The sequence below is a fragment of the Vibrio sp. 1978 genome (assembly GCF_033344345.1).
This window is the reverse complement of the sequence record NZ_JAWPOP010000006.1, coordinates 1-25,136: the sequence shown is the minus strand read 5'-3', so window position 1 is coordinate 25,136 and position 25,136 is coordinate 1. Positions and strand designations below refer to the sequence as shown.

General features: G+C 45.4%; 17 protein-coding genes, 5 tRNA genes and 1 rRNA gene. 10 read left to right on the top strand and 13 right to left on the bottom strand.

The window, feature by feature from the left end; all coding sequences use genetic code 11:
* The 3 genes from R8N49_RS07920 (at nt 1) to R8N49_RS07910 (ending at nt 4,756) form a co-directional block, all read left to right on the top strand.
* The gene (locus R8N49_RS07920; RefSeq protein ID WP_005379118.1) at nt 1-573 is read left to right on the top strand and encodes a sigma-70 family RNA polymerase sigma factor; all 573 of its coding nucleotides are present in this window, start codon (nt 1-3) and stop codon (nt 571-573) included.
* A 2-nt stretch (nt 574-575) separates the two neighbouring features.
* Nucleotides 576-2,144, top strand: coding sequence for a hypothetical protein (locus R8N49_RS07915; RefSeq protein WP_132937272.1), 1,569 nt, complete (start codon nt 576-578; stop codon nt 2,142-2,144).
* Nucleotides 2,145-2,434: 290 nt separating this feature from the next.
* Nucleotides 2,435-4,756, top strand: a complete 2,322-nt coding sequence (locus tag R8N49_RS07910) for an acid phosphatase (protein ID WP_132937271.1) — start codon at nt 2,435-2,437, stop codon at nt 4,754-4,756.
* A gap of 207 nt (nt 4,757-4,963) precedes the next feature.
* Here the strand turns inward: R8N49_RS07910 and R8N49_RS07905 are convergent, their stop codons facing one another.
* From R8N49_RS07905 to R8N49_RS07885, 5 genes are all read right to left on the bottom strand, one after another.
* Complete coding sequence (locus tag R8N49_RS07905) at nt 4,964-5,983, bottom strand: SPOR domain-containing protein (protein ID WP_213908236.1); 1,020 nt, start codon at nt 5,981-5,983, stop codon at nt 4,964-4,966.
* A gap of 157 nt (nt 5,984-6,140) precedes the next feature.
* Nucleotides 6,141-7,091, bottom strand: a complete 951-nt coding sequence (locus tag R8N49_RS07900) for an ABC transporter permease (protein ID WP_033907403.1) — start codon at nt 7,089-7,091, stop codon at nt 6,141-6,143.
* Between the two features lie 2 nt (nt 7,092-7,093).
* Nucleotides 7,094-8,071 carry an ABC transporter permease gene (locus R8N49_RS07895; protein WP_005379110.1) on the bottom strand — a complete coding sequence of 326 codons (978 nt, stop codon included), beginning with the start codon at nt 8,069-8,071 and terminating at the stop codon, nt 7,094-7,096.
* A 147-nt stretch (nt 8,072-8,218) separates the two neighbouring features.
* The gene (locus R8N49_RS07890; RefSeq protein WP_005379109.1) at nt 8,219-9,772 is read right to left on the bottom strand and encodes an ABC transporter substrate-binding protein; all 1,554 of its coding nucleotides are present in this window, start codon (nt 9,770-9,772) and stop codon (nt 8,219-8,221) included.
* A 94-nt stretch (nt 9,773-9,866) separates the two neighbouring features.
* Nucleotides 9,867-11,582 (bottom strand): dipeptide ABC transporter ATP-binding protein, encoded by a 1,716-nt coding sequence (locus tag R8N49_RS07885; RefSeq protein ID WP_213986418.1) that lies wholly within the window; start codon nt 11,580-11,582, stop codon nt 9,867-9,869.
* A gap of 661 nt (nt 11,583-12,243) precedes the next feature.
* Here R8N49_RS07885 and R8N49_RS07880 point away from each other — a divergent pair.
* Complete coding sequence (locus R8N49_RS07880) at nt 12,244-12,969, top strand: HAD family hydrolase (RefSeq protein WP_085570081.1); 726 nt, start codon at nt 12,244-12,246, stop codon at nt 12,967-12,969.
* Nucleotides 12,970-13,307: 338 nt separating this feature from the next.
* On the opposite strand, the gene R8N49_RS07875 is transcribed toward R8N49_RS07880, so the two are convergent.
* The 5 genes from R8N49_RS07875 to R8N49_RS07855 form a co-directional block, all read right to left on the bottom strand.
* Nucleotides 13,308-13,384, bottom strand: a tRNA-Pro gene (locus R8N49_RS07875).
* A gap of 64 nt (nt 13,385-13,448) precedes the next feature.
* Nucleotides 13,449-13,524: transfer RNA gene (locus R8N49_RS07870), tRNA-His, on the bottom strand.
* Nucleotides 13,525-13,570: 46 nt separating this feature from the next.
* A tRNA-Pro gene (locus tag R8N49_RS07865) sits at nt 13,571-13,647 on the bottom strand.
* Between the two features lie 69 nt (nt 13,648-13,716).
* Nucleotides 13,717-13,792 (bottom strand) — tRNA-His (locus R8N49_RS07860).
* A gap of 33 nt (nt 13,793-13,825) precedes the next feature.
* Nucleotides 13,826-13,902, bottom strand: a tRNA-Arg gene (locus tag R8N49_RS07855).
* A gap of 335 nt (nt 13,903-14,237) precedes the next feature.
* On the opposite strand from R8N49_RS07855, the gene R8N49_RS07850 reads away from it, so the two are divergent.
* Nucleotides 14,238-14,651 (top strand): c-type cytochrome, encoded by a 414-nt coding sequence (locus tag R8N49_RS07850; RefSeq protein ID WP_005384252.1) that lies wholly within the window; start codon nt 14,238-14,240, stop codon nt 14,649-14,651.
* 73 nt (nt 14,652-14,724) lie between these two features.
* On the opposite strand, the gene rep is transcribed toward R8N49_RS07850, so the two are convergent.
* Nucleotides 14,725-16,740 carry a DNA helicase Rep gene (gene rep, locus R8N49_RS07845; protein WP_005379104.1) on the bottom strand — a complete coding sequence of 672 codons (2,016 nt, stop codon included), beginning with the start codon at nt 16,738-16,740 and terminating at the stop codon, nt 14,725-14,727.
* A 170-nt stretch (nt 16,741-16,910) separates the two neighbouring features.
* Between rep and R8N49_RS07840 the strand changes: the two genes are divergently transcribed.
* The 4 genes from R8N49_RS07840 (at nt 16,911) to ubiK (ending at nt 22,135) form a co-directional block, all read left to right on the top strand.
* On the top strand, nt 16,911-17,492 hold the full coding sequence (locus R8N49_RS07840; RefSeq protein WP_005384254.1) for a TetR/AcrR family transcriptional regulator: 582 nt from the start codon (nt 16,911-16,913) through the stop codon (nt 17,490-17,492).
* A gap of 18 nt (nt 17,493-17,510) precedes the next feature.
* A complete protein-coding gene (vmeC, locus tag R8N49_RS07835; RefSeq protein WP_005379101.1) occupies nt 17,511-18,617 on the top strand; it encodes a multidrug efflux RND transporter periplasmic adaptor subunit VmeC in 1,107 nt (368 codons plus the stop codon).
* Between the two features lie 12 nt (nt 18,618-18,629).
* Entirely contained in the window at nt 18,630-21,752 is a 3,123-nt protein-coding gene (gene vmeD, locus R8N49_RS07830; protein WP_005379100.1) for a multidrug efflux RND transporter permease subunit VmeD, read from the top strand.
* Nucleotides 21,753-21,883: 131 nt separating this feature from the next.
* Nucleotides 21,884-22,135: a ubiquinone biosynthesis accessory factor UbiK gene (gene ubiK / locus R8N49_RS07825; RefSeq protein WP_005379099.1), complete on the top strand. Its 252-nt coding sequence runs from the start codon at nt 21,884-21,886 to the stop codon at nt 22,133-22,135.
* Nucleotides 22,136-22,400: 265 nt separating this feature from the next.
* Here ubiK and ilvC read toward each other — a convergent pair whose 3' ends face one another.
* A complete protein-coding gene (gene ilvC, locus R8N49_RS07820) occupies nt 22,401-23,885 on the bottom strand; it encodes a ketol-acid reductoisomerase (RefSeq protein ID WP_005379098.1) in 1,485 nt (494 codons plus the stop codon).
* A 143-nt stretch (nt 23,886-24,028) separates the two neighbouring features.
* Here ilvC and ilvY point away from each other — a divergent pair, with 143 nt between their 5' ends.
* Nucleotides 24,029-24,919 carry an HTH-type transcriptional activator IlvY gene (ilvY, locus tag R8N49_RS07815; RefSeq protein WP_005379097.1) on the top strand — a complete coding sequence of 297 codons (891 nt, stop codon included), beginning with the start codon at nt 24,029-24,031 and terminating at the stop codon, nt 24,917-24,919.
* 91 nt (nt 24,920-25,010) lie between these two features.
* On the opposite strand, the gene rrf is transcribed toward ilvY, so the two are convergent.
* Nucleotides 25,011-25,127 (bottom strand): 5S ribosomal RNA (rrf, locus tag R8N49_RS07810).
* Nucleotides 25,128-25,136 lie beyond the last annotated feature (9 nt).

Here is a 25,136-nt window from a genome sequence, read left to right as displayed (position 1 = left end):
ATGGCAACAGCAGTAGCACTGACACAAATCATTCAACAATGGCAATCTGGTGATAAACGAGCTGAGAGCGAGCTCTATCAGTTTGCTTATTTACAGTTGCGTAAGATCGCCCAACATGAGCGTGAACGAAATGCAGAAAAGTACGGCACCGACAACAAAGTACTGGCAGACAGCGTCAACAGCACCACGGCATTAATTCATGATGCTTACCTGAAAATGTCCAACTGCGACATGAGTGAAATTGAAACAAAGCGCGATTTCTTTTTGATGGCCGCCAAAGTGATGCGTCAAATTTTGATCGACAACGCACGCTCGCACCAAGCACAAAAGCGTCAACACATTACATTGATGAGAGATGAAGAAGATCGTTTCGAGCAATTGATTATCATGGATAAAGCTCTGGATAGTTTCAGTAGCCGCTATCCACGCCAATCGAGCGCACTCAAACTCAAGTATTTAATGGGCATGAAAAACCAAGAAATCAGTGAGCTACTCGAATGCAGCGCAAGCCTGATAGAGAAAGACCTCAAATTCTCTCGCAGTTGGCTACAATCACGAATGGCGCACACGTAATCATGAACAAAAAGCTTTGGATAATCGGCGCAGTATGCGTCGGTTTGTTCGGTATTTACTTCATTTCAAACAAACACAATTTGGCATCTGTGGAAGACTCGTCAGACAACGCCGACAAGTCAACCCAGCAAGCACATCGTCAATATGAGCGCACATCTTTAGTTGAAGTAAAGCAAGCGTTGACAGGTTCTGCGTTGGATCGCACTCATAAAAAAGCGGGAGATGACGCATTTAACTCCGCCCTTTTAGGACAACCAGGCCCTGTTACGAATCCATTTCATACCACAGAAGACAACACGTTTTACGAGTCAGCATTGGGTGATAAGAACAGCCGACCACAAGAGGACCCATCAGAGAATAATAAACCCATCATCAACCTCACTGTGGAACAGCAGCTACAAACCATTATTTATGCTTGGGAGCTGAAACAAAACTCTCCGGTGAGTTATTCGCTCAACCTTAACCAGCTTTTTGAAGACCCAGATGGCGATCTCCTCACCACTCAGATTTGGCTTGAAAACGCCAATGGGTTAAGAGTCCTCAACCAAGGACAAATGATGGTGCAAGGAGCGCCTGAGGAAATAAAAACCACCACATATTTGGCGGTAGCAGCGCGCGATGATTATCACGGTAATAGCGATCATGCATGGGTCACAACGCGCTTTGAGTTACCCGTTATCACACCCGATCAAAATGACACAGAACACTCGTTAGTTGGCGATGTAGTTTATCGCCTAGAGACGACACAAAATCTTGCAGGTATCGCGTACGCGTATGAAGTGGTGTATTGCGAGGCCTTTCAGTTTGAGGGGGGCGAAGTAAGTTATGCCGCCTCACACAACAAACGCCAGTGTCCTGAAAAGGGAGACTTGAAAAAAGTGGGCAAGTACAAAATCAGTGATGACTCGTTGATCGTTTATGTCCAAGGTGTACGCCAAATTTGGACCATCAAAAAAGAATACCCATCTCAGGTTCATGAAGATACTCGGAACTACTTCACCACCGTGTTTGATGGTAAACAATTCGAAAGCTACACCATGCAAAAAAACAAGCAATCGATGGAAAAGCGCATCAACGCACCGACAGGGCGATATTTACGCCAGATATCCTTTTTTGACTATTTGTTACCTCTCCCAAGCGGGGGGTATCTGGTTGCTGAAGCTGGCAATTATATTTATCACTATGGTACTAAAGTCGTGGGTCCGCATGGTGAAAGTCTCGAATCCGATCTCAATTTACGAACTTATGGTCCTAACCTGTATTGTAGCGATGTCGCCATTTGGTATCACAGCCATGTCATTGCTGGTCAAGGAGACTATCAAATAGACATCATATCAGACCCTAACCCAGACGATCCGACTTACCAAATTGATTGCCACGAGTTCATCAGCGCCCCTGCTACTGGACAACAATCGTTATCGTTTGATCTTAACTATTCCCCTTACGATGAACTACTTGATGGCGAGGTGTATAGCTACATTTTACGTCCGAAACCTGAGCTCGCTGATCACGTTGAGGAATTTAAGATCAACATGATTTATCACGCCCCTGTCCTTAGCGACACCCAATAAACCTCTATTTACAGGTGGTTATTTTGACAAAACAATCATCACCAAAATAAAACTGGAAGCGTGATCAAATTATCAATTTTCCATCATAGACAAAAAATAGAAATAAATTTTACGGGTTTTGTGCGGATTTTCGTGTTTACGGGTTTTGTGCGGATTTTCGTGTCTTGAACCTAAGCTCAATAGTCATTAAAAAGACACCACTCTCTTATATCTCACTAGTGAGATATAAGGAAAAAAATAATAAAAAAAGCGACTTTCTCATTCGGAAACGAAACAAGGACAAATAAATAATGAATAAGGTGAGTTTACTAGCAGCGTCAGTGGCTATCGCTCTTACAGGCTGTGGCGGTTCAGATGGTGGTTCAAACAGTGCTAACGACGGCGTTGTGATCACAGGTTTTGACGGCTACTTCAAGCATGCCGTTGTTTTTGAAGATACGAACAACAACGGCCAATGGGACACTCAAGAAACATTCCTTGGTCTGACCGATGAGAAAGGTCAGCTTAAATTGGATGCAAAACCAGAAAGCACTCTAGCGCTGCAGACCATTACACCAAACGGTGCAAAGCAGAAACAGCTTATCGCTTTGGATGCTAAAGAGTACGCTGGCAAATACACGGTTGATATGGATCATCCAGGCCAAGCCATGGCCCACGAAATCGTGTTCCGTGCACCAACATCGTCAAACGTGATTTCACCTATCACGGACCTTGTTGCGATTGAAATGGCAAAAGATCCAGCCATTAGTGAAGAAGACGCGAAAGCGAAAGTAAACCAAGCGCTAGGAGGCTCAGAAGAAGCACCAATTGATCTGTACAGTGATTTTGTTGAAGGTGCGACAAAAAACGCCGAACTACATAAAACCGCTCAGATTCTGACCGACTCGAAAGCACAAAACCCAACGAACTACGAGAAAAAAGCCACGGAGTTTGCTCAAGCGGCAAACCAAGAAGTGGAACGTCTTGTTGCATCTGGCGAAAACATCAATGACCCAAATCTACGTCCAATCATCACTGACGCGACCCCAGACAGCGACACCTTAGCACCTGAAACGGCAGTTAATAACAAGCTAACCGTAAACAAAATCGTCGAAAAGGCAGCTAAAGATAAGCTAGAAAATCTACCAAAAATCGTACAAGGCGTGGACTTTGATGGCTTAGAGCTAGACATTGAAGGTCTATTTGCAGACAAAGACCAAAACCTTGTGACAACCAAACTGACGCACAACTTTGCAGGCACAGGCATTGAAGTTGTGCAAACTGGCAACCTGATTGTTCTACAACCAACTGCAATCGTAGAGAAAGCTGGTGATTTTGAGATTGTTCTAACGGCGCAAGACATTGATTCGTCAGGTAAGGTTTTGGGTACGGTAAGCACCGTATTTCAGTTCGAAATCGAATCGGCAAACTTACCACCAATGGTTGTAGAAACAGAACAAGCGCATCTGCAGTCCATCGTTGATGGTTGGTACCTACAACAAGGTGAAGTATTTGAACAAACGCTCGATATTTCTAGCTTGTTCCAAGATAAAGACGGTCATATCACCGACTACTCAGCGGACTATGTGGACATTGAAGGTCTAACAGTATCTGAGGATGGTAATGCAATTATCACCATTAAAGGCACACCAACAAAAGCAGGTGAAGCTGGAGCAACACTTGCGATTAGCGCAACAGATGGCCATACCGCGGTACAAATTGCGCTCAGCATGCCAACGGTTATCGAAGGCGTCACGCCACCACCAGTAGTACCGACTTTGGGCTTCACTCACGAGCACTTCAACGGTCAAGAATGGAAAATGGGTAGCTTTGCACAGAAAGATGGTGAAATCGGCTACGCCATGTTGATGCAAGATTCTGAAGGCCTACTATTCTGCTGGGGTTCAAACCACGATGAGATGAGTCAAGAGTACAAAGCGAACATCAGTGACTTCCTAAAAGACACATGGGAACACGATGCTTACGCCATTCTTGCCGATCTGGACCAACAAACTGGTTACACAGAATACAACAATAAAGACTGTAACGACGTTGAGTTGAAAGACGGCAAGCTATACAACAGCTACGGCGACGAGTATGAAATGTTGTACCAGCACAAAACCGAGCATAACGGCACTCAAATGATCGTTAAAATCTCAGATGATGAGCTGTTCTGGATGGACTCAAGCAATACCCCATTCGCAGAATCACTTTCGGTTGCAGAACACATCAAACAAGGCACGGTAGAGCATGACTTGATGGTAGAAAGTAATGGCACAGGCGACGACACAGTCCTGAAATACTCGTCAGGTGCGTACGAATACGACACTGATACTTACAACTACACTTCGTTCATGCCAACAGGATTCCAAACTCCAGGTAATTGGGAAATCCAGAATGATGAAGACCGTGAACTGCTGATTCTAGAAGAAACAGGCTCAGAGTCAGATTACAAAACTCGTCATCGTTACATCAACCGCGATTTTGGTGACTTTTATATTGGTATTCGTTGGAGTAAAGAACAAAACGGTCATGAATCCGCACCGGAATATGGTCTGTACTCTAACAGCAAAGAAGCCATGACAAGCATCGCGAGTTCACTACCGATTTTGGAGCCTGGTGATGATGACTAAAGCAACCATCGTTAACCCTTGCTGTGATAGCGTGCATTTGCGTAGAAGACGCAGAACATTTTGGGAACGATTGGTCGGCATCAAAGAAGTGTATATCTGCTCTAACTGTCACAAAGAAACGCCACTCAAATAGCGATAATATTTGAGACCGCAAAAAGCCCCGAACTCGGGGCTTTCTTCTATATTTTGACCGCAATATCTGAGTCGTTATTTCACGCACACCACGTTCAATAATGAGGTTCCGGTGAGCTGATTGGGCTCACGATCGGCGAACAAACCTTTCTTATCTTTGCCCCAATACGGCAGTTGCAGTGGCCATTGATTTTTTTCCATCACCCCAGACGCCCTCAGCGCTTTAAACTCTGCAGGGTTAGCTAAGTTCATACCCAGTTGCTGACATACTTTGTGCGAGTTTTCGTAGTTGAGGCGGTTCCACGGCTTACCATGTTCCATGTAAAACTGATTATGGTGATCGAGTAAATATGGGACCACGTACGTTTTGCCCTGTACTGAAGTTCTCAACCGAACTTCAATGTCATCATTTCCAGTGACAATTGGCTTCGCTTTGGTCTTAGCAACAGGCGTAGACGAAGAGCTATCACGTGAACTTTTTGCCTTGGTATCTGGCTTCTCTGCCCGCGCTTTAAAGGCGTCGGTATCAGCTCGCACAGCAGGAACTGGCGCGGGTTTCGGGGTCACCGTCGGTGTTGGCTTAACCGAAGATGCGGCTGATTTCGACGATACAGTAGATTTAGGTGTAGGTGGTGTTACTGGTTGTTTCGTCCCTTTCCCAACCACTCGGATGAACGCCTCTTTGTAGTTCGACAAGGTTTTGACTCCTCGTAAGTCATCCCTCGCATCAGACAATGCCTTGTAAGGTCCAATCAAACAGCGATAGCCTTTGGATTCAGGCTTCATCCATACGTCAGTCGTGATTTTACTATAGAGAGGCTTAGCTTTCGCGAGAGACATAGGCTTGGGTAGCAATCCGCATTGAATCCAGTAAAGGTAGTTGCCCCCCTGCGGCACTTTCTTTCCCCATACTCCGTTACCAATTGGGCACGTTTTCTCAAGCATCGGTAATTCTTTCTCGCTGGCTTGAGTGGCTTGGCAAAGGAACTCCTCCGCCGATACTGGGCTAGAAAACTGGGCGCATACCAGCAACAAGCCGAAAGCTAGGCTTGCTTGGAAGATACGAGATGGGTGTTGTGCCTTCTTCATTTCCATACACTTCACTCTAAATTAGTGGGTAAGGTCATTATGGCGGCAAAGCGCCAAAAAAATGTGAACAAAGAATAACTAGCAAAAAAAGAGCCGGAATTTGCATCCGGCTCTCAGTTTAGGAAGGAATTAAGCGAATTTACAACGCTTGGCGGGAAAATTCTTAACCTTTGTACAGTTTCGGGTTGAATACATCTCGTAACCAGTCACCCAATAAGTTGATAACCAGAACCAGTGTAACCAACACGATGCCTGGGAAGGCAGTAATCCACCACGCACCTGAGAAGATGTAGTTAAAGCCGATGCTGATCAGCGCACCTAGTGACGGCTGATCAACAGGAAGACCCAAACCTAGGAATGACAGTGCCGCTTCCGACATGATCGCATTCGCTACCTGTACCGTCGAGATAACCAAGATTGGTGATAGACAGTTCGGCAGGATGTGACGGAACATGATGCGTGGCGCTTTAAAGCCCATCACTCGTGCCGCTTCTACGTATTCTTTCTTCTTCTCTGCCAATACCGAGGCGCGAATGGTCCGTGCGTATTGCGGCCATTCTGCCACACCGATGATCACCACCAGCATGACCACCGCATATTGGCTGTAAAAATCACTGCCAAAGCTGGCTTTGAAGATAGCTGACACGATGATCGCGACCATCATGGTCGAGAACGACAACTGTACGTCTGCAAAACGCATCAAGAAGCTATCGATACGGCCACCGAAATAACCCGCCGACAAACCAATGATGATACCCAGTACCAACTGAAGGCCAACAGCCAGGAAGCCGATGGTTAGAGACAGACGAGAGCCGTAAAGAATGGTCGATAAAATATCGCGACCTTGCTCGTCAGTACCCAACACAAAGCGCTCATCGCCATCTTCCATCCACGAAGGTGGCAACTCAGAATCCATGATGTCGATAGACGTCAGATCGTACGGGTCTGTTGGCGCAAGAATCGGTGCAGCCAATGCCAATACTAAGAACATCATAAAGACGGTAAAACTCGCCATCGCCACTTTGTCGCGTTTGAAGTAATACAGAAAATCTGACTCTTTGAAACGCTGCCACGCTGATGGAGCAGGAGCTGGTGTTAAATTTGATTGGCTCATGATTAAGCTCCTTTTCCAGTTAGGTTCACAGTTGGGTTGATGATGCCGTACAGCAAGTCAACGATGGTATTGGTTACCACGAAGATCAGACCAACAAAGATAACGTAGGCAGTGATCAGCGGTGTATCTACACGGTTGATTGCCTCTAGGAAAAGGAAGCCAGTGCCCGGCCATTGGAACACGGTTTCAGTAAGAATGGTGTAGGCCACCATGGTACCAATCTGCACGCCACCTACCGTCAATACTGGTAGCATGGTGTTCTTAAGTGCATGTTGGTAATAAATCTTTTGTAAGTTCAAACCTTTTGCTTTGGCAAACTTAATGTATTCCGAGCTCAGTACTTCCAGCATTTCTGAACGTACCAGACGGATGAACAACGGCAGCATGATAGACGCTAGCGCAATACACGGCAGGATAAGGTGCTTAATGCCATCGATGGTAAAGAAGCCAGATTCCCAACCGAGCACGTTAGCGGTTTCACCTCGCCCATAGGAAGGCAACCAACCGAGTTCTATTGAAAAGACATACATCAGCATGATTGCGGTTAAGAACACCGGAATCGAGATACCGACACTGCTCATCGCCATGACAAATTTGGTAAAAACACTCTTAGGATGAATCGCAGAGTACACCCCAAGCGGAATAGAGAAAACAATGATGATAAGCGTCGCGCCAAACACGAGCTCTAATGTAGCTACCAGCTTGTCGAGAATCACCTCAACCGCAGGTCGCTTGAAAAAATATGAGGTACCCAAATCACCTTGCAGTGCATTACCCACAAAGCGCGTGTACTTTGTGATAAAGGGATCGTTCAGGCCTAAGTCGTCGCGTAGCGCTTGACGCTCCGATTCCGAAACCGACTGACCTACAAGCTCACGCAGCGGATCACCCAGGTTGTCCTGAATGGCAAACGCCACCAAACTGATCACAAACATCACTATCAGTGCCTGAAACAGGCGCTTGACCAGAAACGAAAACATTCCTTGCCCCTTAACTATCCATAGATCTCTAAATTAGAGAGAAAATTCAGTCTAAATAACCAACTCAATCCGACTGAAACAAAGCTGAGTCGAGTGCTTTAAGTTGAGGAGGGAAATCCATCCCTCCTCAAAGTCGACTAACCGTGATTATTCAACCACTAGGTCACCGAAGTAAGGCATTACCATCGGGTTAACGATATCTGCCGCTTTCACGTTAGACTTCGCGCCCCATGCTTCACTTTGCCAGTGTAGCGGTACGAATGCTGCGTCGTTGTATAGTGTCGCTTCTACGCCCTTCAGCATTTCTGCACGTTTCGCAGGATCCGTCTCTACGTTCGCAGCTTCAACCACTTTGTCCATTTCTGGGTTTGAGTAGTAACCACAGTTGTACTGACCACGACCGGTTTCTTCGTTACGAGTCATCGTTAGGAACTCGTTGAAGTTCGCTGAGTCTTCTGTATCTGAGTGCCAACCGATCATCAGCATGTCTGCCGCACACTTGTCGAACTCAGGCCAGTACTGCGCTTTTGGCATGGTCTTCAGATCAACCTTGATACCGATCTTAGACAACATTGCCGCCGCCGCTTGTGCTACTTTCGCATCGTTCACGTAACGGTTGTTTGGCGCGATCATCGTTAGCGTCAGGCCATTTTCGTAACCCGCTTCTTTCATCAACTCTTTCGCTTTCTTCAGATCGTAGCGAGGAACCAGTTTGTCATCGTGACCCACGTAACCTGCCGGGCTTTGCTGACCCGCGGCCGTTGCGAAGCCTTTCATGATTTTCTTCACAATACCTTCGTTATTGATTGCGTGAACAATCGCTTGGCGAACGCGAACGTCTTTCAATGCTTCGTTGCTGTTTTGGTTTAGTTGGAACGTGATGATACGAGTACCAGGTAGCGTAACTAGGTCGATGCCGTCTGCGTCTTCAACGCGTTTGTGGTCGTTTGGCGCTACAGGGTGAATCATGTCTACACCGCCAGAAAGCAGCGCTGCTACACGAGTTGCGTCTTCTTTGATTGGCACAAGTGTTAGCTTATCAACATTACCTTTCGACTCTTTGTCCCAGTAATCTTTAAAGCGTTCAAATTCCACTTTTACGCCCTGTTCACGTGAAGTCACAATGAATGGACCCGTGCCAGATACGTTAGTCGATGCAAATGAGTTACCGTGCTTCACTAACTCAGACTTGTCTTTGCCGTCCGCAGTTTTGCCCGTGTAGAACTTGCTGTCCATTGGGAAAATGTACGTTGCGGTTTGCAACACTAGTGGGTAAGGACCTTTAGTTACAAGATCGAACGTGTTGTCGTCAACTTTGACGATTTTTTCGTACGGGTCGAAGATGTTTTTAAAGTCAGGAGAGCTTTGTAAACGCTGGAACGTCCACACGACGTCGTCAGCCGTTAGAGTATTGCCAGAATGGAATTTCACACCTTCACGCAGTTTGAAACGAACAGTCGTATCGTTAATACGTTCCCAGCTTTCTGCTAGGCGAGGCTCGAAATCCATTTTTTGAGTAAAGCGAACCAACGGATCAAATACCATGTGTGACATTTGCAGTGTGCCACCTGATAGCTGCTCATGTGGGTCAAGCGATACTGGGTCAGCTGCATAGCCAACTTTGATATCTGCTGCCATTGCGTTAAAGCTTAGGCCCGCAGCCATTAGCGCCACTGCTAATTTGCTTTTCATGGTTTTCATTTGCATAACTCCTTCATGCGGGGATACGGATCCCTTGTTGTTGTGTTTGCGTCTTTGTTATGACTAAAGGTTAGAGCCAAGCGAATTGCTTGGTTTATGCCGTTTCGATCTCTTCTCGCAAGCCAGTAAACTCCGGCATCAGAGAAATCAATTTTTTGCTGTATTCGTGTTGAGGTGCCGTGAATAACTGTTCTGTTGGTGCCACTTCTAAAAGTGTACCCATTTGCATCACACCTACTCGGTCACACATCTGACGAATAACAGGTAAATCGTGACTGATAAACAACATAGTCAAGTTCAGCTCACTTTGCAGATCTTTCAGCAAGTTTAGAATTTGTGCCTGTACCGATACGTCCAGTGCTGAGGTCGGTTCATCACAAATCAAAAGTCGAGGACGAGTCGCCAACGCACGCGCAATAGAAATACGCTGACGCTGACCACCGGAGAATTCATGAGGGTACTTAAGCCCAGCCATTCGACCCAAACCAACATGATCCAATAGGTCATTCACGATTTGGCGAGTTTCCGACTCGTTTTTCGTCAATTTATGGAAACGGATTGGCTCAGCAATAATATCGAATACCTTCATACGAGGGTTCATTGAAGTATATGGGTTTTGGAACACCATCTGCATTTGACGACGCATCGGGCGGCGCTCTTTCTCAGAGGTTAAAGCGGTCAGGTCAATGCCCTCGAATTTCACCTGACCAGAGTTAGGTTGGTATAAACCAGCAATCACACGTGCAATGGTCGATTTACCTGAACCAGACTCGCCCACCAAACCAAAGGTTTCGCCTTCGTGCACTTCAAGGCTCACATTATTAGATGCTTGCACGTATTCTCGACGGCTCTCGAACAAAGAGTCTTTGGTCACAAAGCGAAGATTGACGTTCTTCACGTCCAAAAGCGGGCCAGTGTACTCACGCTCATCTTGGCTTTGTCCTAACCAGTGGTTCTTGATATCGAGTGGCTCCATTTCCGCCGCTTCTTCGATATAGCTTACTAACGGGAAACGATCTAGCTTTCTGTCTGAACGTGGTACCGCTGAAATTAGACTGCGAGTATAAGAGTGATCAGGATCGCCCAATACTTTGGCTGTTGGTCCAAACTCCACCAAGTCACCACGATACATTACCGCTACGCGATCGGTGACGTTGGAGACGACACCCATATCGTGAGTAACCAACATACAGCCGACATTGTTCTTGATACACAGCTCGCGGATCAAGTTGAGGATTTGGTCTTGGATAGAAACGTCTAACGCCGTAGTTGGCTCATCGGCAATGATCAGATCTGGCTCACCAGCCAAAGCAATGGCAATGACAACACGCTGACGCATACCACCAGAGAATTGGTGTGGGTACTGTTTTAAGCGGTTTTCTGGTTGCGGAATACCAACCTGCTGCATAAGAGAAAGCGCGCGCTGATACGCCTCTTCATCAGAGACCTTCATGTTGGCGTGGATCGTCTCTTTTAGCTGTTGCTCAACAGTAAAAAGTGGATTGAGCGAGGTCATCGGATCTTGGAAAATAAAACCTATTTTCGAGCCGCGAACCTTACGCATCGCTTCTGGTGATAGGCCAGAAATTTTTTCTCCATCCAGGAATACATCACCGCTAGCAACGCGACCTGGAGGGCTAAGCAAATCAATAACGGCGTTACCAACGGTGGATTTACCCGCACCTGATTCGCCAACAACACCCACGATTTCACCACGTTCAATATGAAAAGAAAGTGATTTCACGGCAGCGTGAACGCCGTGTCGGGATGGGTATTCAATACGAAGGTTTTTCACTTCTAATAGTGACATTTCAGACCTCTACTGCCTTGTCTGTGGTATCGAATCATGCCAAAGGCACCATTCATCACCTGAATGAATCCGTTCAAATTCAGAATAATACTCTGAAATCTTAATGCGGAAATAATTTGGCAAAAATCACACAAAAAAGCAACAATTAAAGTATATTCCGCCGAAAAAACATTAAATAAACGCACAATTAGCGAATAAAAATGCATTAACAAGTATTTAACCATTTTCATATCACACTATTTTTGTGCGTCATGCACCAATAAAACTAGAAAAATGCTCTAAAAGTAAACATGAGCTAAACAAGATCATTAACCATATTATTCATGTGCATTTATTAACATTTAACAAACAATATCATATGCAAAAAGTGTTTTTTCAACATAAAAAACTATTAATAAAATAGTCGGCAAATACAAAAAGCCAAACTTAGGAAGAGAAAGGATCGGTCAAAACGTGAACAAAACAGCAAAACCACACAAATCCTGCTCCAACGCAGATTATGCGCCACTTAAGCGGTTTATTGACTAAGCAAAGGAAAGTACCGCTATCCTCATTCGTACGTCATAAGAAAACTCGCCGATTTTAACCCTTTACGACACAATTGAGAGTGGGATAATAGATGAACAGTGTCAAAGCCAAGCCGTAAATAAAAGGAGCTCCTGTGCTTAAAGCGATTTTTTTTGATATGGACGAGACTTTATGTGCAACGTCACAAGCCGATAAAGTTGCAGGACAAGCGTTTACAACTTGGATTCATAAAACCTACCCACAAGTGACTGATCCAAAAGCGTTTTTGCAGCGCTACTTACAGGGTGTATACAAAAAGCTGAATGCTGAGTTCCCTCACCTTGTGGCTCTGCTACCCGATGAAAATGCCTTCCGTTGTGGCTTGATCCAAAACATCTTGGCGGAGCAAGGCGTCAGCATCACTGCAAAAGAGGCTCAACAAGCTCAAGACTACTTTGACTCTGCACGTATGGGCGCGTTCACTTTCTTCCCTGGTGTAAAAGAAATGCTCAGCGATCTTCGTCAACATTACAAACTCGTCGTGATCACTAACGGCCCGATTTTTTCTCAACACCCTAAATTAAACGCGACACAAATGAGCAACTGGGTGGACCATATTATTGTGGGAGGAGAAGAGCCAGAAGAGAAACCTGCTACAAGTATTTTCCAAAAAGCGCTCGACTTGGTCGAAGTAAAACCAGAAGAGGCTCTACACGTGGGCGACTCTTTACCTGCTGACATTGCTGGCGCTAACAATATGGGCATTTTGAGTGTATGGGTGAATGCGACAGGCGCAAGCAACTCAACGGATATAACGCCAAGTTTTGAAATCCAAGAAACGGTAGAACTGAAAGAAATCCTTAAAACACTCGCCCAATAAAAGCAGCGGATTAGAAAACTACAAAACCCCAGACACTGCTCTGGGGTTTATTTTGTCAGCTCGAAAAGCATTTGGATCATAGGTGGTCAAAAGCCCCTAGAGCTGTACACTTTTGGGGAAAATTGAAATGGAATGCCGATTCTTTTCAGGAGAGATGTAAAAAAGCCCCAGTCTTTCGACTGGGGCTCTAAATAGCGGTCGGTGAAGAGCCGAATTCTAACTTCAGGCGAACCCCACTTGGGTTCAAATCCATTGATACATTACCGACTAATACAGTCCAAGCGAGATCATAAACTCTAAAACGACGAAAGCCTGCTAAAAAGCAGGCTTTCTAATAGTGGTCGGTGAAGAGGGATTCGAACCCCCGACCCTCTGGTCCCAAACCAGATGCGCTACCAAGCTGCGCTATTCACCGAACTGTATTTGCTGATTTTCTCAAATCAGACAGGACACTTCAACTAAGAAATCACCTTAATTAATGGGGTGGCTAACGAGATTCGAACTCGCGACCACCGGAATCACAATCCAGGGCTCTACCAACTGAGCTATAGCCACCATCAATTTTTCTGTTTACCGCTCTATATAGCCATAAACTAAATAGTGGTCGGTGAAGAGGGATTCGAACCCCCGACCCTCTGGTCCCAAACCAGATGCGCTACCAAGCTGCGCTATTCACCGACGATGTTTTATCTTGATTGAATCAAGATTGGGAGCAATGCTACCGCATTCAATCTAAAAAAGAAAGAATGGGGTGGCTAACGAGACTTGAACTCGCGACAACCGGAATCACAATCCGGGGCTCTACCAACTGAGCTATAGCCACCACTGATTTTTACCGATGTATCCTCCGAGGCAATGGTACGCCCGAAAGGATTCGAACCTTCGACCTTTGGCTCCGGAGGCCAACGCTCTATCCAACTGAGCTACGGGCGCATGCCCTATCGGCGGAGTGGAATAATACGGATATCACACTATGCCGTCTAGTACTTTTTTTACTTTTTTTATCGTTTGGTCTCTTTTTCGACAGTTATCTTCCGTTAAAGTGGATTTTTGATGTGATTCACGCCCTGTCATGGATAACTTGTTGTTTATTGCAACAAGTTATCGGGATATAATCACCCATTATTTACATTGATTTAACAGCTGCAACCAAGTTGTCTAATCATTCTATGCCATTCAGTGGAATTTAATGATTTCTCTGCTCGGCATTAATACTCTAACTATATAAATAGGTAAGTCACTTACCTCGGGAATGTGAAGTGGGTTTAATGGATATGTCTCGACAAATGATTAGCGTTTTGTTCGCTGCCTTAACGTTTTCTACGGCAGCTTTAGCTTCTGACATCAGCCAAACTGAATACGATGCGATCGCAGAACGCATCCAACCTGTCGGTGATGTTTATCTAGCGGGTTCTGAGCCAGTGAAAGAAGAACCAACCGGTCCACGTGATGGCGCCACAGTTTATGGTACTTTTTGTATTGCTTGTCACGCATCTGGTGTAAACGGCGCACCTAAAACAGGTAATGCCGATGATTGGGCACCACGTATTGCACAAGGCAAAGATACGTTAGTGAAGCACGCATTAGAAGGCTTCAATGCGATGCCAGCCAAAGGAACCTGTATGGACTGTTCTGACGATGAAATCATCGCAGCAATTGACCACATGATTGAAGGTCTATAAGTAAAGACATCAACGAAAAAGGCTTGCCAGTTGGCAAGCCTTTTTGTTTTTAGTCAGTGAGAACAAGGTTACTTTACTTCTTAAACATTGCTCGAATATTGGCAATGTGTGCTTGACCTTTCGCCATACGCTCTTCTGCTGATACTGGCTTTTTGTTTACTTCCCATTCAACGTCATCAAATGGCAACTCATCCAAAAAGCGGCTTTGAGTCGGTTTGATCAACTCGCCGAACTGCCGACGCTCTTTGCACATAGTGAAAGTCAGTTCACGTTGCGCTCGAGTAATACCAACGTACATCAGGCGACGCTCTTCTTCCACGTTATCTTCATCAATACTGGTTTGGTGCGGTAAAATACCTTCTTCGGACCCAATTAAGTATACATATGGGAACTCAAGGCCTTTTGATGCGTGCAAGGTCATCAGTTGTACTGCATCACTGTCTTCATCTTCTTCACCGCGCTCCATCATGTCACGCAAGGTCAAACGTTGAACGACTTCTTTTAACGTTTTCTCTTCTTGATCGTAGTTGTCACCCTCTAGGTCCGCCACTATCCATGAATAAAGGTCAGAAACGTTTTTCATTCGCATTTCAGCGGCTTTCGGACTTGCTGAAGTTTCGTATAGCCAATCTTCATAATGGATATCACGAACTAGCGAACGAACCGCTTCGACGGTATCACCACGCTCAGCTTGATCAGCAATCGCCACTAGCCATTGGGTGAAACGACGCAAGTTTTCTAGACCACGTCCCGTTAGGTGCTGTTCGAGCCCCATTTCAAAGCTCGATTCAAACAGGCTCTTCCCTCGCATATTGGCATAACTGCCTAACTTCTCTAACGTTACTGGGCCAATTTCACGTCGTGGAGTATTCACAATGCGCAAAAATGCATTGTCGTCATCCGGATTAACCAAAACGCGCAAATACGCCATGATGTCTTTAATCTCTGCGCGCGCAAAAAACGAGGTGCCGCCAGAAATTTTATACGGTACACGGTTTTGCATCAGAGACTTTTCAATCAAACGTGATTGGTGGTTACCACGATATAGAATCGCATAATCTTTATATTCGGTACGGTTTAGGAACTTATGCGCAATTAGTTCACCCGTTACGCGCTCTGCTTCGTGCTCTTCATTTTTAGCCAACAACACTTTGAGTTTTTCACCGTCAGGAATTTCAGAGAACAGGGACTTCTCATAGACGTGAGGGTTGTTAGCTATCAAAATGTTGGCCGCACGCAGGATTCGACTCGTTGAACGGTAGTTTTGCTCTAGCTTAATCAAACGCAAATTCGGATAATCTTCACCCAGCAACACGAGGTTCTGAGGTTTCGCACCACGCCATGAATAAATAGACTGATCGTCATCCCCTACAACCGTCAATCGTCCACGTTCTCCGACAATTAATTTGACCAGCTCATACTGACTCGTGTTGGTATCTTGATACTCGTCAACCAGTAGGTAACGGATACGATTCTGCCAACGCTGACGAACGTCTTCATGATTACGTAAGAGTAAAACGGGCATCAAAATTAGGTCATCAAAATCAAGCGCGTTATAGGCTTTCATTTGCTTTTGGTACATATCAAAACAGAACGCAAACAATTGTTGCTGTTCACCTTGCGCACGCGCTTTGGCTTGCTCTGGCGTCAACATGTCGTTTTTCCAGTTGGAAATACAACTCAGAAGCTGACGTAGCAGATCTTTATCACCATCAAGCTGCTTTTCAGTAAGCTCCTTGAGCAGCGCTAGCTGGTCTTGGTCATCAAACAGTGAGAAGCCCGCTTTCAACCCTAAATGCTTGTACTCACGCTTGATGATGTTCAATCCTAAAGTGTGGAATGTTGATACCATCAAACCTTTAGACTCACCTTTCCCTAACGTTTGACCTACACGCTCCTTCATTTCACGTGCCGCTTTGTTGGTAAACGTCACCGCCGCAATGTTACGCGCTTTGTAACCACATTGCTGAACCAGATAAGCGATTTTATTGGTAATAACACGAGTTTTGCCCGAGCCAGCACCAGCTAGCACTAGGCATGGACCAGACACGTATTTCACGGCTTCATCTTGACTAGGGTTCAGCTTCATAGAAATTCTCTGCGGGTGATGAATGTGGCGCCTATGATAAAGGGGTGGCCTCGTGAAAGCTATGCTGATTTCTTGTAATTTTCACACCAATTAAGTGCAATATTCTGTTGCATAAATGGCGGGTATTTAAGCTATAATGAATGAACGTTCATTCACTAAAGGGTGACATTATGAAGGATAACCCTGCTGTAGATAAACGAGAACAAATCTTAGTCGCTGCTGAACAACTCATTGCTGAATCTGGCTTTCAAGGGCTTTCCATGCAAAAGCTCGCCAATGAGGCAGGTGTCGCAGCAGGGACGATTTACCGTTATTTCTCAGATAAAGAACATCTTTTAGAGGAACTACGCCTTAACGTTGCTAAGCGTGTTGCTACTGCGGTGCAACTAGGTGTTAGTGAAGAGATGCCTTTAAAACAGCGTTATCGAACCATGTGGCTCAATATTTGGAATCTAGCGAGCTCGAACTTAAGTGCGATCAGCAACCGAGTCCAATATGAATCTTTACCCTGTTCAAATAGTAGCAAAGCTCGGGAACTTGAGAGACAAATGTTTGCCCAAGTAGATCTTCTTTTCAATCAGGGCAAAGACGAGGGAGTATTCAAGCTTCTCGATAACGAAGTACTTTCTGGATTAAGTTTTGAGGCAAGTGTTGCACTTGCTCGGAAACACGCTTTGGGATTTTATCAACTGGATAAGACGGCATTAGAGGCCGCTATTGAAGCCAGTTGGGATGCAATTATTAAACACTAACTTGGAGTTCTTAATAGAATGAAAAAGTGGACTTTCTTTATGTTACTTATCGCCGTTCTCTTGTTCGGCAGCGTGATAGGTTTCAATTTATTTAAGCAACAAAAGATCGCTGAATACATGGCAAACCGTCCTGAACCTGAGTTCCCAGTAACCGTGACAGAAGTGCAAGCGGTGGATTGGGTACCAGTCATCGAGGCAATTGGTTTTATCGAGCCAAACCAAGGCGTGACGGTAGCGAACGAAACGAGCGGTGTTATCGATAAAATCGCGTTTGATTCCGGTACTCAAGTTAAATCGGGTCAGCCATTAGTGTTGCTTGATTCTGAAGTCGAAAAAGCAAATTTGAAGAGCTCGCAAGCTAAGTTGCCAGCGGCAGAAGCGAAATACAAACGCTACCAAGGCCTATTCAAAAAAGGCTCTATTTCTAAAGAAGCGTATGACGAAGCAGAAGCAAACTACTTCTCCTTAAAAGCGGATATTGAAAGCCTGAAAGCAACCATCGACCGACGTGAAATCAAAGCGCCATTTGATGGTGTGGTAGGTATTCGTAACGTGTACCTCGGTCAGTACCTACAGGCGGGCACCGATATTGTTCGCCTTGAAGATACCAGCGTGATGCGCTTGCGCTTCACCGTGCCACAAACCGATATTTCACGTATCAATATCGATCAAGAAGTGGATATCTTTGTTGACGCTTATCCAGACCAACCTTTCAAAGGGTCTATTTCTGCGATTGAACCAGCTGTAAACGTACAAAGTGGTTTGATTCAAGTTCAAGCGGATATCCCTAACAGTGACGGCAAACTACGTAGTGGTATGTTCGCGCGTGCAAACATCATTCTGCCTAAATTAGAAAATCAGGTCACGCTACCTCAAACCGCGATCACATTTACGCTGTATGGCGACAATGTTTACATCGTAACAGAAGAAGATGGCGAAAAACGCGTTAAGCAGCATGTGGTAAAAGTTGGCGAACGCTCTAAAGATATCGCACACATTCTAGAAGGCGTGAAGCCAGGTGATGTAGTGGTGACATCGGGTCAAGTCCGTTTGAGTAACCATGCGAAAGTAAGCATTGTCGAAAGCGATGCAACTACCCCACCTGCTGAAACACCAATGCTTTAAGTTGGAGGCATCATGCGCTTTACAGATGTTTTTATAAAACGTCCAGTTTTAGCGGTATCGATCAGCTTTTTGATTGCATTGCTTGGTTTGCAAGCGGTGTTCAAAATGCAGGTTCGTGAATACCCTGAAATGACGAATACGGTGGTCACCGTGACCACCAGTTACTACGGTGCAAGTGCCAACTTGATCCAAGGCTTTATTACTCAGCCATTGGAGCAAGCGGTAGCGCAAGCCGATAATATTGATTACATGACTTCGCAATCGGTACTGGGTAAATCGACCATTACTGTAAACATGAAGTTGAATACTGATCCAAATGCGGCGTTGTCTGACATTCTGGCGAAAACCAACTCGGTACGTTCACAGCTACCAAAAGAAGCCGAAGACCCAACCGTAACCATGTCGACAGGTTCGACAACGGCGGTACTGTACATCGGCTTTACGAGTGACGAGTTATCTTCAAGCCAGATCACTGACTACCTTGAGCGTGTAATCAACCCGCAGTTGTTCACCGTAAACGGTGTGTCCAAAGTTGACCTGTATGGTGGTATGAAGTACGCACTGCGCGTATGGTTAGATCCTGCCAAAATGGGCGCTTTGAAGCTTACCGCAACCGATGTGATGAGCGTTCTTAACGCCAACAACTACCAATCTGCAACCGGTCAAGCGACGGGTGAGTTCGTGCTTTATAACGGTAGCGCAGATACTCAGGTATCAAACGTTGCTGAACTTGAAGCATTGGTCGTGAAAACTGGTGAAGGGGATGTCATCCGCCTAGGTGATATCGCTAAAGTAACGCTAGAGAAGAGTCACGACGTTTATCGCGCAAGTGCAAACGGTCAAGAAGCTGTGGTTGCGGCGATCAACGCAGCGCCAAGTGCTAACCCAATCAACATTGCAGCAGACGTACTTGAACTGTTGCCTCAGCTTGAGCGCAACCTACCAAGTAACATCAAAATGAACGTAATGTACGACTCAACTATCGCCATCAACGAATCGATTCACGAAGTAGTGAAAACGATTCTTGAAGCAGCAGTAATCGTACTTGTGGTTATCACACTGTTCCTAGGTTCATTCCGCGCGGTAATCATTCCTATCGTGACCATTCCACTTTCATTGATTGGTGTGGCAATGGTGATGCAGGCAATGGGTTTCTCTTGGAACTTGATGACGCTACTGGCGATGGTGCTTGCCATCGGTCTGGTGGTGGATGACGCGATCGTTGTACTAGAAAACGTTGACCGTCACATCAAAGAAGGGGAATCACCATTCCGAGCTGCAATCATTGGTACACGTGAAATTGCGGTTCCAGTTATCGCGATGACATTGACGCTAGGTGCAGTGTACGCACCGATCGCATTGATGGGTGGTATCACCGGTTCATTGTTCAAAGAGTTCGCTTTGACACTGGCAGGTTCAGTATTCGTATCCGGCATCATCGCTTTGACACTATCACCAATGATGTGTTCGAAGATGCTGAAGGCGAACGAGAAGCCAAGCAAGTTTGAGCAAAAAGTTCACCATATCCTTGATGGCATGACCACTCGTTACGAAGGCATGTTGAAAGCGGTAATGGCTCATCGTCCGGTTGTTATTGCGTTTGCAATCATTGTATTTGCAAGCTTACCGGTCTTGTTCAAGTTTATTCCTAGCGAACTAGCACCATCTGAAGATAAAGGTGTGGTCATGCTGATGGGTACCGCACCATCAAACGCGAACTTGGACTATATCCAAAATACCATGGATGACGTAAACCAAATACTCTCAGATCAACCGGAGGTGGAATACGCGCAGGTCTTTAATGGTGTACCAAACTCAAACCAAGCGTTTGGCCTAGCAACATTGAAGCCTTGGAGTGAACGAGAGGCAAGCCAATCTGAAATCACGAAACGTGTGGGTGGCCTAGTATCAAGTGTACCTGGTATGTCTGTCACTGCATTCCAAATGCCAGAGCTTCCAGGTGCAGGCTCAGGTCTACCTGTTCAGTTTGTAATTACAACACCAAATAGCTTCGAGAGCTTGTTTACTATCGCTAGCGATATTCTAACCGATGTTGCAAGTAGCCCAATGTTTGTCTATTCCGACCTGGATTTGAACTACGATTCAGCAACGATGAAGATCAAGATCGATAAAGACAAAGCGGGTGCCTACGGTGTGACTATGCAAGACATTGGCATCACTCTCAGCACCATGATGGCAGATGGTTATGTAAACCGAATCGACCTGAATGGCCGCTCGTATGAGGTGATCCCTCAAGTTGAGCGTAAATGGCGTCTAAACCCAGAATCGATGAAGAACTACTATGTACGCTCTGTGGATGGTAAAGCGGTTCCATTAGGCAGTCTGATTACTATCGATGTGGTGGCTGAGCCTCGCTCTTTGCCACACTTCAACCAGCTAAACTCAGCGACTGTGGGTGCAGTACCATCGCCTAGTGTTGCTATGGGTGACGCAATCGACTGGTTTGAAAATATTGCACAAACCAAGCTGCCTGCAGGCTATAACCACGATTACATGGGCGAATCTCGTCAGTTTGTAACGGAAGGTAGTGCCTTGTATGCAACCTTCGGTCTTGCACTTGCGATCATCTTCCTCGTTCTGGCGATTCAATTTGAATCACTCCGCGATCCTATTGTCATCATGGTATCTGTACCTCTGGCAATATGTGGTGCCTTGATCGCATTGGCCTGGGGTACGGCCTCGATGAACATCTACTCGCAGGTTGGTTTGATCACGCTGGTCGGCCTAATAACCAAGCACGGTATCTTGATCTGTGAAGTCGCCAAGGAAGAGCAGTTACATAATAAACTGTCTCGTATTGATGCGGTGATGGAAGCTGCGAAAGTGCGTCTTCGCCCTATCCTAATGACCACTGCTGCGATGATCGCAGGTCTTATCCCACTGATGTACGCAACAGGTGCAGGTGCCGCGCAACGTTTCAGTATCGGTATCGTCATCGTTGCTGGCCTTGCAATCGGTACACTGTTCACACTATTTGTACTACCTGTGATTTACAGCTACCTAGCTGAAAAACACAAACCTCTGCCAGTATTTGTTGAAGACAAAGACTTGGAGAAGTTAGCGCGAGTTGACGAAGCGAAAGCAGCTCATCGTGAATTAGCGGATAACAGATAAGCTATTAAGGCATTCAAAAAGGTCACTTCGGTGGCCTTTTTTATTGCCGCTCTCTTTTTTGCCATCTAAATGGCGACTTTCACGTATCATTTACTTAAAATGAGGACAAATCAAAAGGAGTTTTAGCCACTATGTTTGACCCAAAGAAATTAGAGCAAATTGCTAAACAGATTCACGACTCAATGCCTCAACCTGTAAAAGAGTTGGGCTCTGATGTCGATCAGAAAGTTCGTCAAGTAATCCAAGGCCAGCTAAACAAGCTAGATGTTGTAAGTCGCGAAGAGTTTGATGTTCAAACTCAAGTTTTACTACGTACACGTCAAAAGCTAACAGAAATGGAACAGAAGTTGGCACAACTTGAAGAAAAGCTTGCTGAAAAATAAGTATCAAAGCGCTCCTCACAAAGGAGCGTTTTTCTTATCGGCGCGCAGATAAATCGGCTAAAAACAAAAAGGCTTGGTCAACGGCGACCAAGCCTTTTGATTAGATGTTGTGTTTTATTTTGTATTTATCACTCCAGTCTGCCTGGAGTTTATCTACTGCGTTACTTGAGACTAAGTAAATTACGCTGTATTAAGGTTTCATTTCTAGGAGTACGATAGTAAACGAGCACCTTCGACACCGAAATGGAGCCTTAAGGCCAGTCATTTAGCCGCCCACCGCGATACGCTTCATATCAGTCATGTAACCACGTAGCTCTTCACCGATGTACTCTACAGGGTGGTTACGGATTGTTTCATTCACAGCGATAAGAGTCGCGTTATCCACTTGGTTAGACGTTTCACCTAAACCTTTACCAATTACGTCAGTATTTACGGCTGGCATAAACTTCTCACGTAGAAGCGGCGTTGCTACGTTAGCGAACAGGTAGTTACCGTATTCCGCAGTGTCTGAGATAACCACGTTCATCTCGTATAAACGCTTACGTGCGATAGTGTTTGCGATAAGTGGCAGCTCGTGTAGAGACTCGTAGTAAGCAGACTCATCGATGATGCCAGATGCCGTCATCGCTTCGAATGCTAGCTCAACACCCGCACGAACCATAGCAACCATCAAGATGCCGTTATCGAAGTACTCTTGCTCAGAGATTTCTACGTCAGTTTCTGGGTAGTTTTCGAAAGCAGTTTCACCTGTTTCTGCACGCCAGCCTAGTAGATTTGCATCGTCGTTTGCCCAGTCAGCCATCATAGTGCTAGAGAAGTGACCGGTGATGATGTCATCCATGTGCTTGTTGTATAGCGGACGCATAAGTTCTTTTAGCTCTTCAGAAAGCTCAAATGCTTTCACTTTTGCAGGGTTAGTTAGGCGATCCATCATGTGAGTGATACCACCAAACTTCAGTGCTTCAGTGATGGTTTCCCAACCGTATTGAAGAAGCTTACCAGCGTAGCCAGGATCGATACCATCAGCAATCATCTTCTCGTAACACACGATAGAGCCAGCCTGTAGCATGCCACAAAGGATAGTTTGCTCACCCATTAGGTCAGATTTCACCTCAGCAACAAAAGAAGACTCTAGACAGCCAGCACGGTGACCACCGGTTGCAGCAGCCCAAGCTTTCGCGATATCCCAACCTTCACCTTTTGGGTCGTTCTCTGGGTGAACAGCGATAAGAGTCGGTACACCGAAACCGCGCTTGTATTCTTCACGAACTTCCGTACCTGGACATTTAGGTGCAACCATTACTACCGTTAGGTCTTTACGGATTTGCATGCCTTCTTCAACAACGTTGAAACCGTGAGAGTAACCTAGTGCTGCGCCTTCTTTCATTAACGGCATTACCGTCTCAACAACGTTTGTGTGCTGCTTATCTGGAGTAAGGTTTACTACTAGATCAGCTTGTGGAATTAGCGTTTCGTAGCTACCTACCTCAAAACCGTTGTCTTTTGCGTTTTTGAATGACTGGCGTTGCTCATCAATCGCGGCTTGGCGAAGCGCATAAGCAACGTCTAGACCAGAGTCGCGCATGTTCAGACCTTGGTTAAGACCTTGAGCACCACAACCTACAATGACTACTTTCTTACCTTTCAGATAATCCGCTTCTGAAGCGAACTCACTGCGGTCCATAAAACGACAACGACCTAATTGGTCCAACTGCTCGCGCAAGTTTAGGGTATTGAAATAATTAGCCATCTGGGTGCTCCTTTGAGATTCTTCCATTGAGGTCAGTAATTGCCTTACCGAATAACTTCATACTAAAACAGACATGAGATTGCTTAAAGTGATATATTCACAATTAGTTATTGCAATTTATGCAACATGGAAATGAAAATTTAATGAATATCAAAAGCCTGCAACTTTTCATTCATCTCTGTGAGAGTAAAAGTTTCGCCAAGACCGCAGCGGCAATGCATATTAGCCCTTCAGCCTTAAGCCGACAGATACAAAAATTAGAGGAGGAAACCAGCCAACAATTGTTTTTACGCGACAACCGTAGCGTTGATTTAACTATCCAAGGTAAAAAGCTAGTCCCAGTTGCCTTAAAGATTCTTGGCGAATGGCAGCAGTATCAGAGTCACCTGAAGGGAACCGAGGATGAACTGAAAGGAGAAATCCGTCTCTTTTGTTCTGTTACTGCAAGCTACAGCCATCTTCCGGAGCTAATCTCTGACTTTCGTATTCAGAACCCTTTCATTGAGTTCAAACTATCAACCGGCGATCCAGCTCAAGCGATCGACAAAATACTAGCAGATGAAGCCGATATTGCCATATCAGCCAAGTCAGAACAGATGCCAAATAAAATCGCATTTGAAACGATCAGTGAAATCCCACTTTCTGTCATCGTACCTGTTGGGGTTAGTGCGTTTGCTGAAGAGCTACAAAAAGAAAAACCAGACTGGTCGGTCATTCCATTCATACTCCCAGAAGCAGGAACGGCAAGGGACAGGGCCAATACTTGGCTCAAACAAATGAAAATAAAGCCAAAGATCTACGCACAAACCTCCGGACATGAAGCCATCGTAAGTATGGTTGCATTGGGGTGTGGAGTAGGTATAGCACCTGATGTTGTAATCAACAACAGTCCGGTAAGAGAAAAGATAAATCGTTTAAAAGTCTTACCAATTAAACCTTTTAAACTTGGTGTTTGCTGCAACAAAACTCAGCTGGAGAATCCGCTTGTTAAAGCCTTTTGGAAGGTTGCAGAGAGCAAGTATATCGCACCTTAGATGAACACTTTTTAGGTATAAAGTGAGCTAATTTTAAAACTCTATAGATGCAAAAAAGCCCGCTCTTTCGAGCGGGCTTCTTAAATTTAAAGCCTGGCGATGTCCTACTCTCACATGGGGAAGCCCCACACTACCATCGGCGCTATTTCGTTTCACTTCTGAGTTCGGCATGGAAATCAGGTGGGTCCAAAACGCTATGGTCGCCAAGCAAATTCTT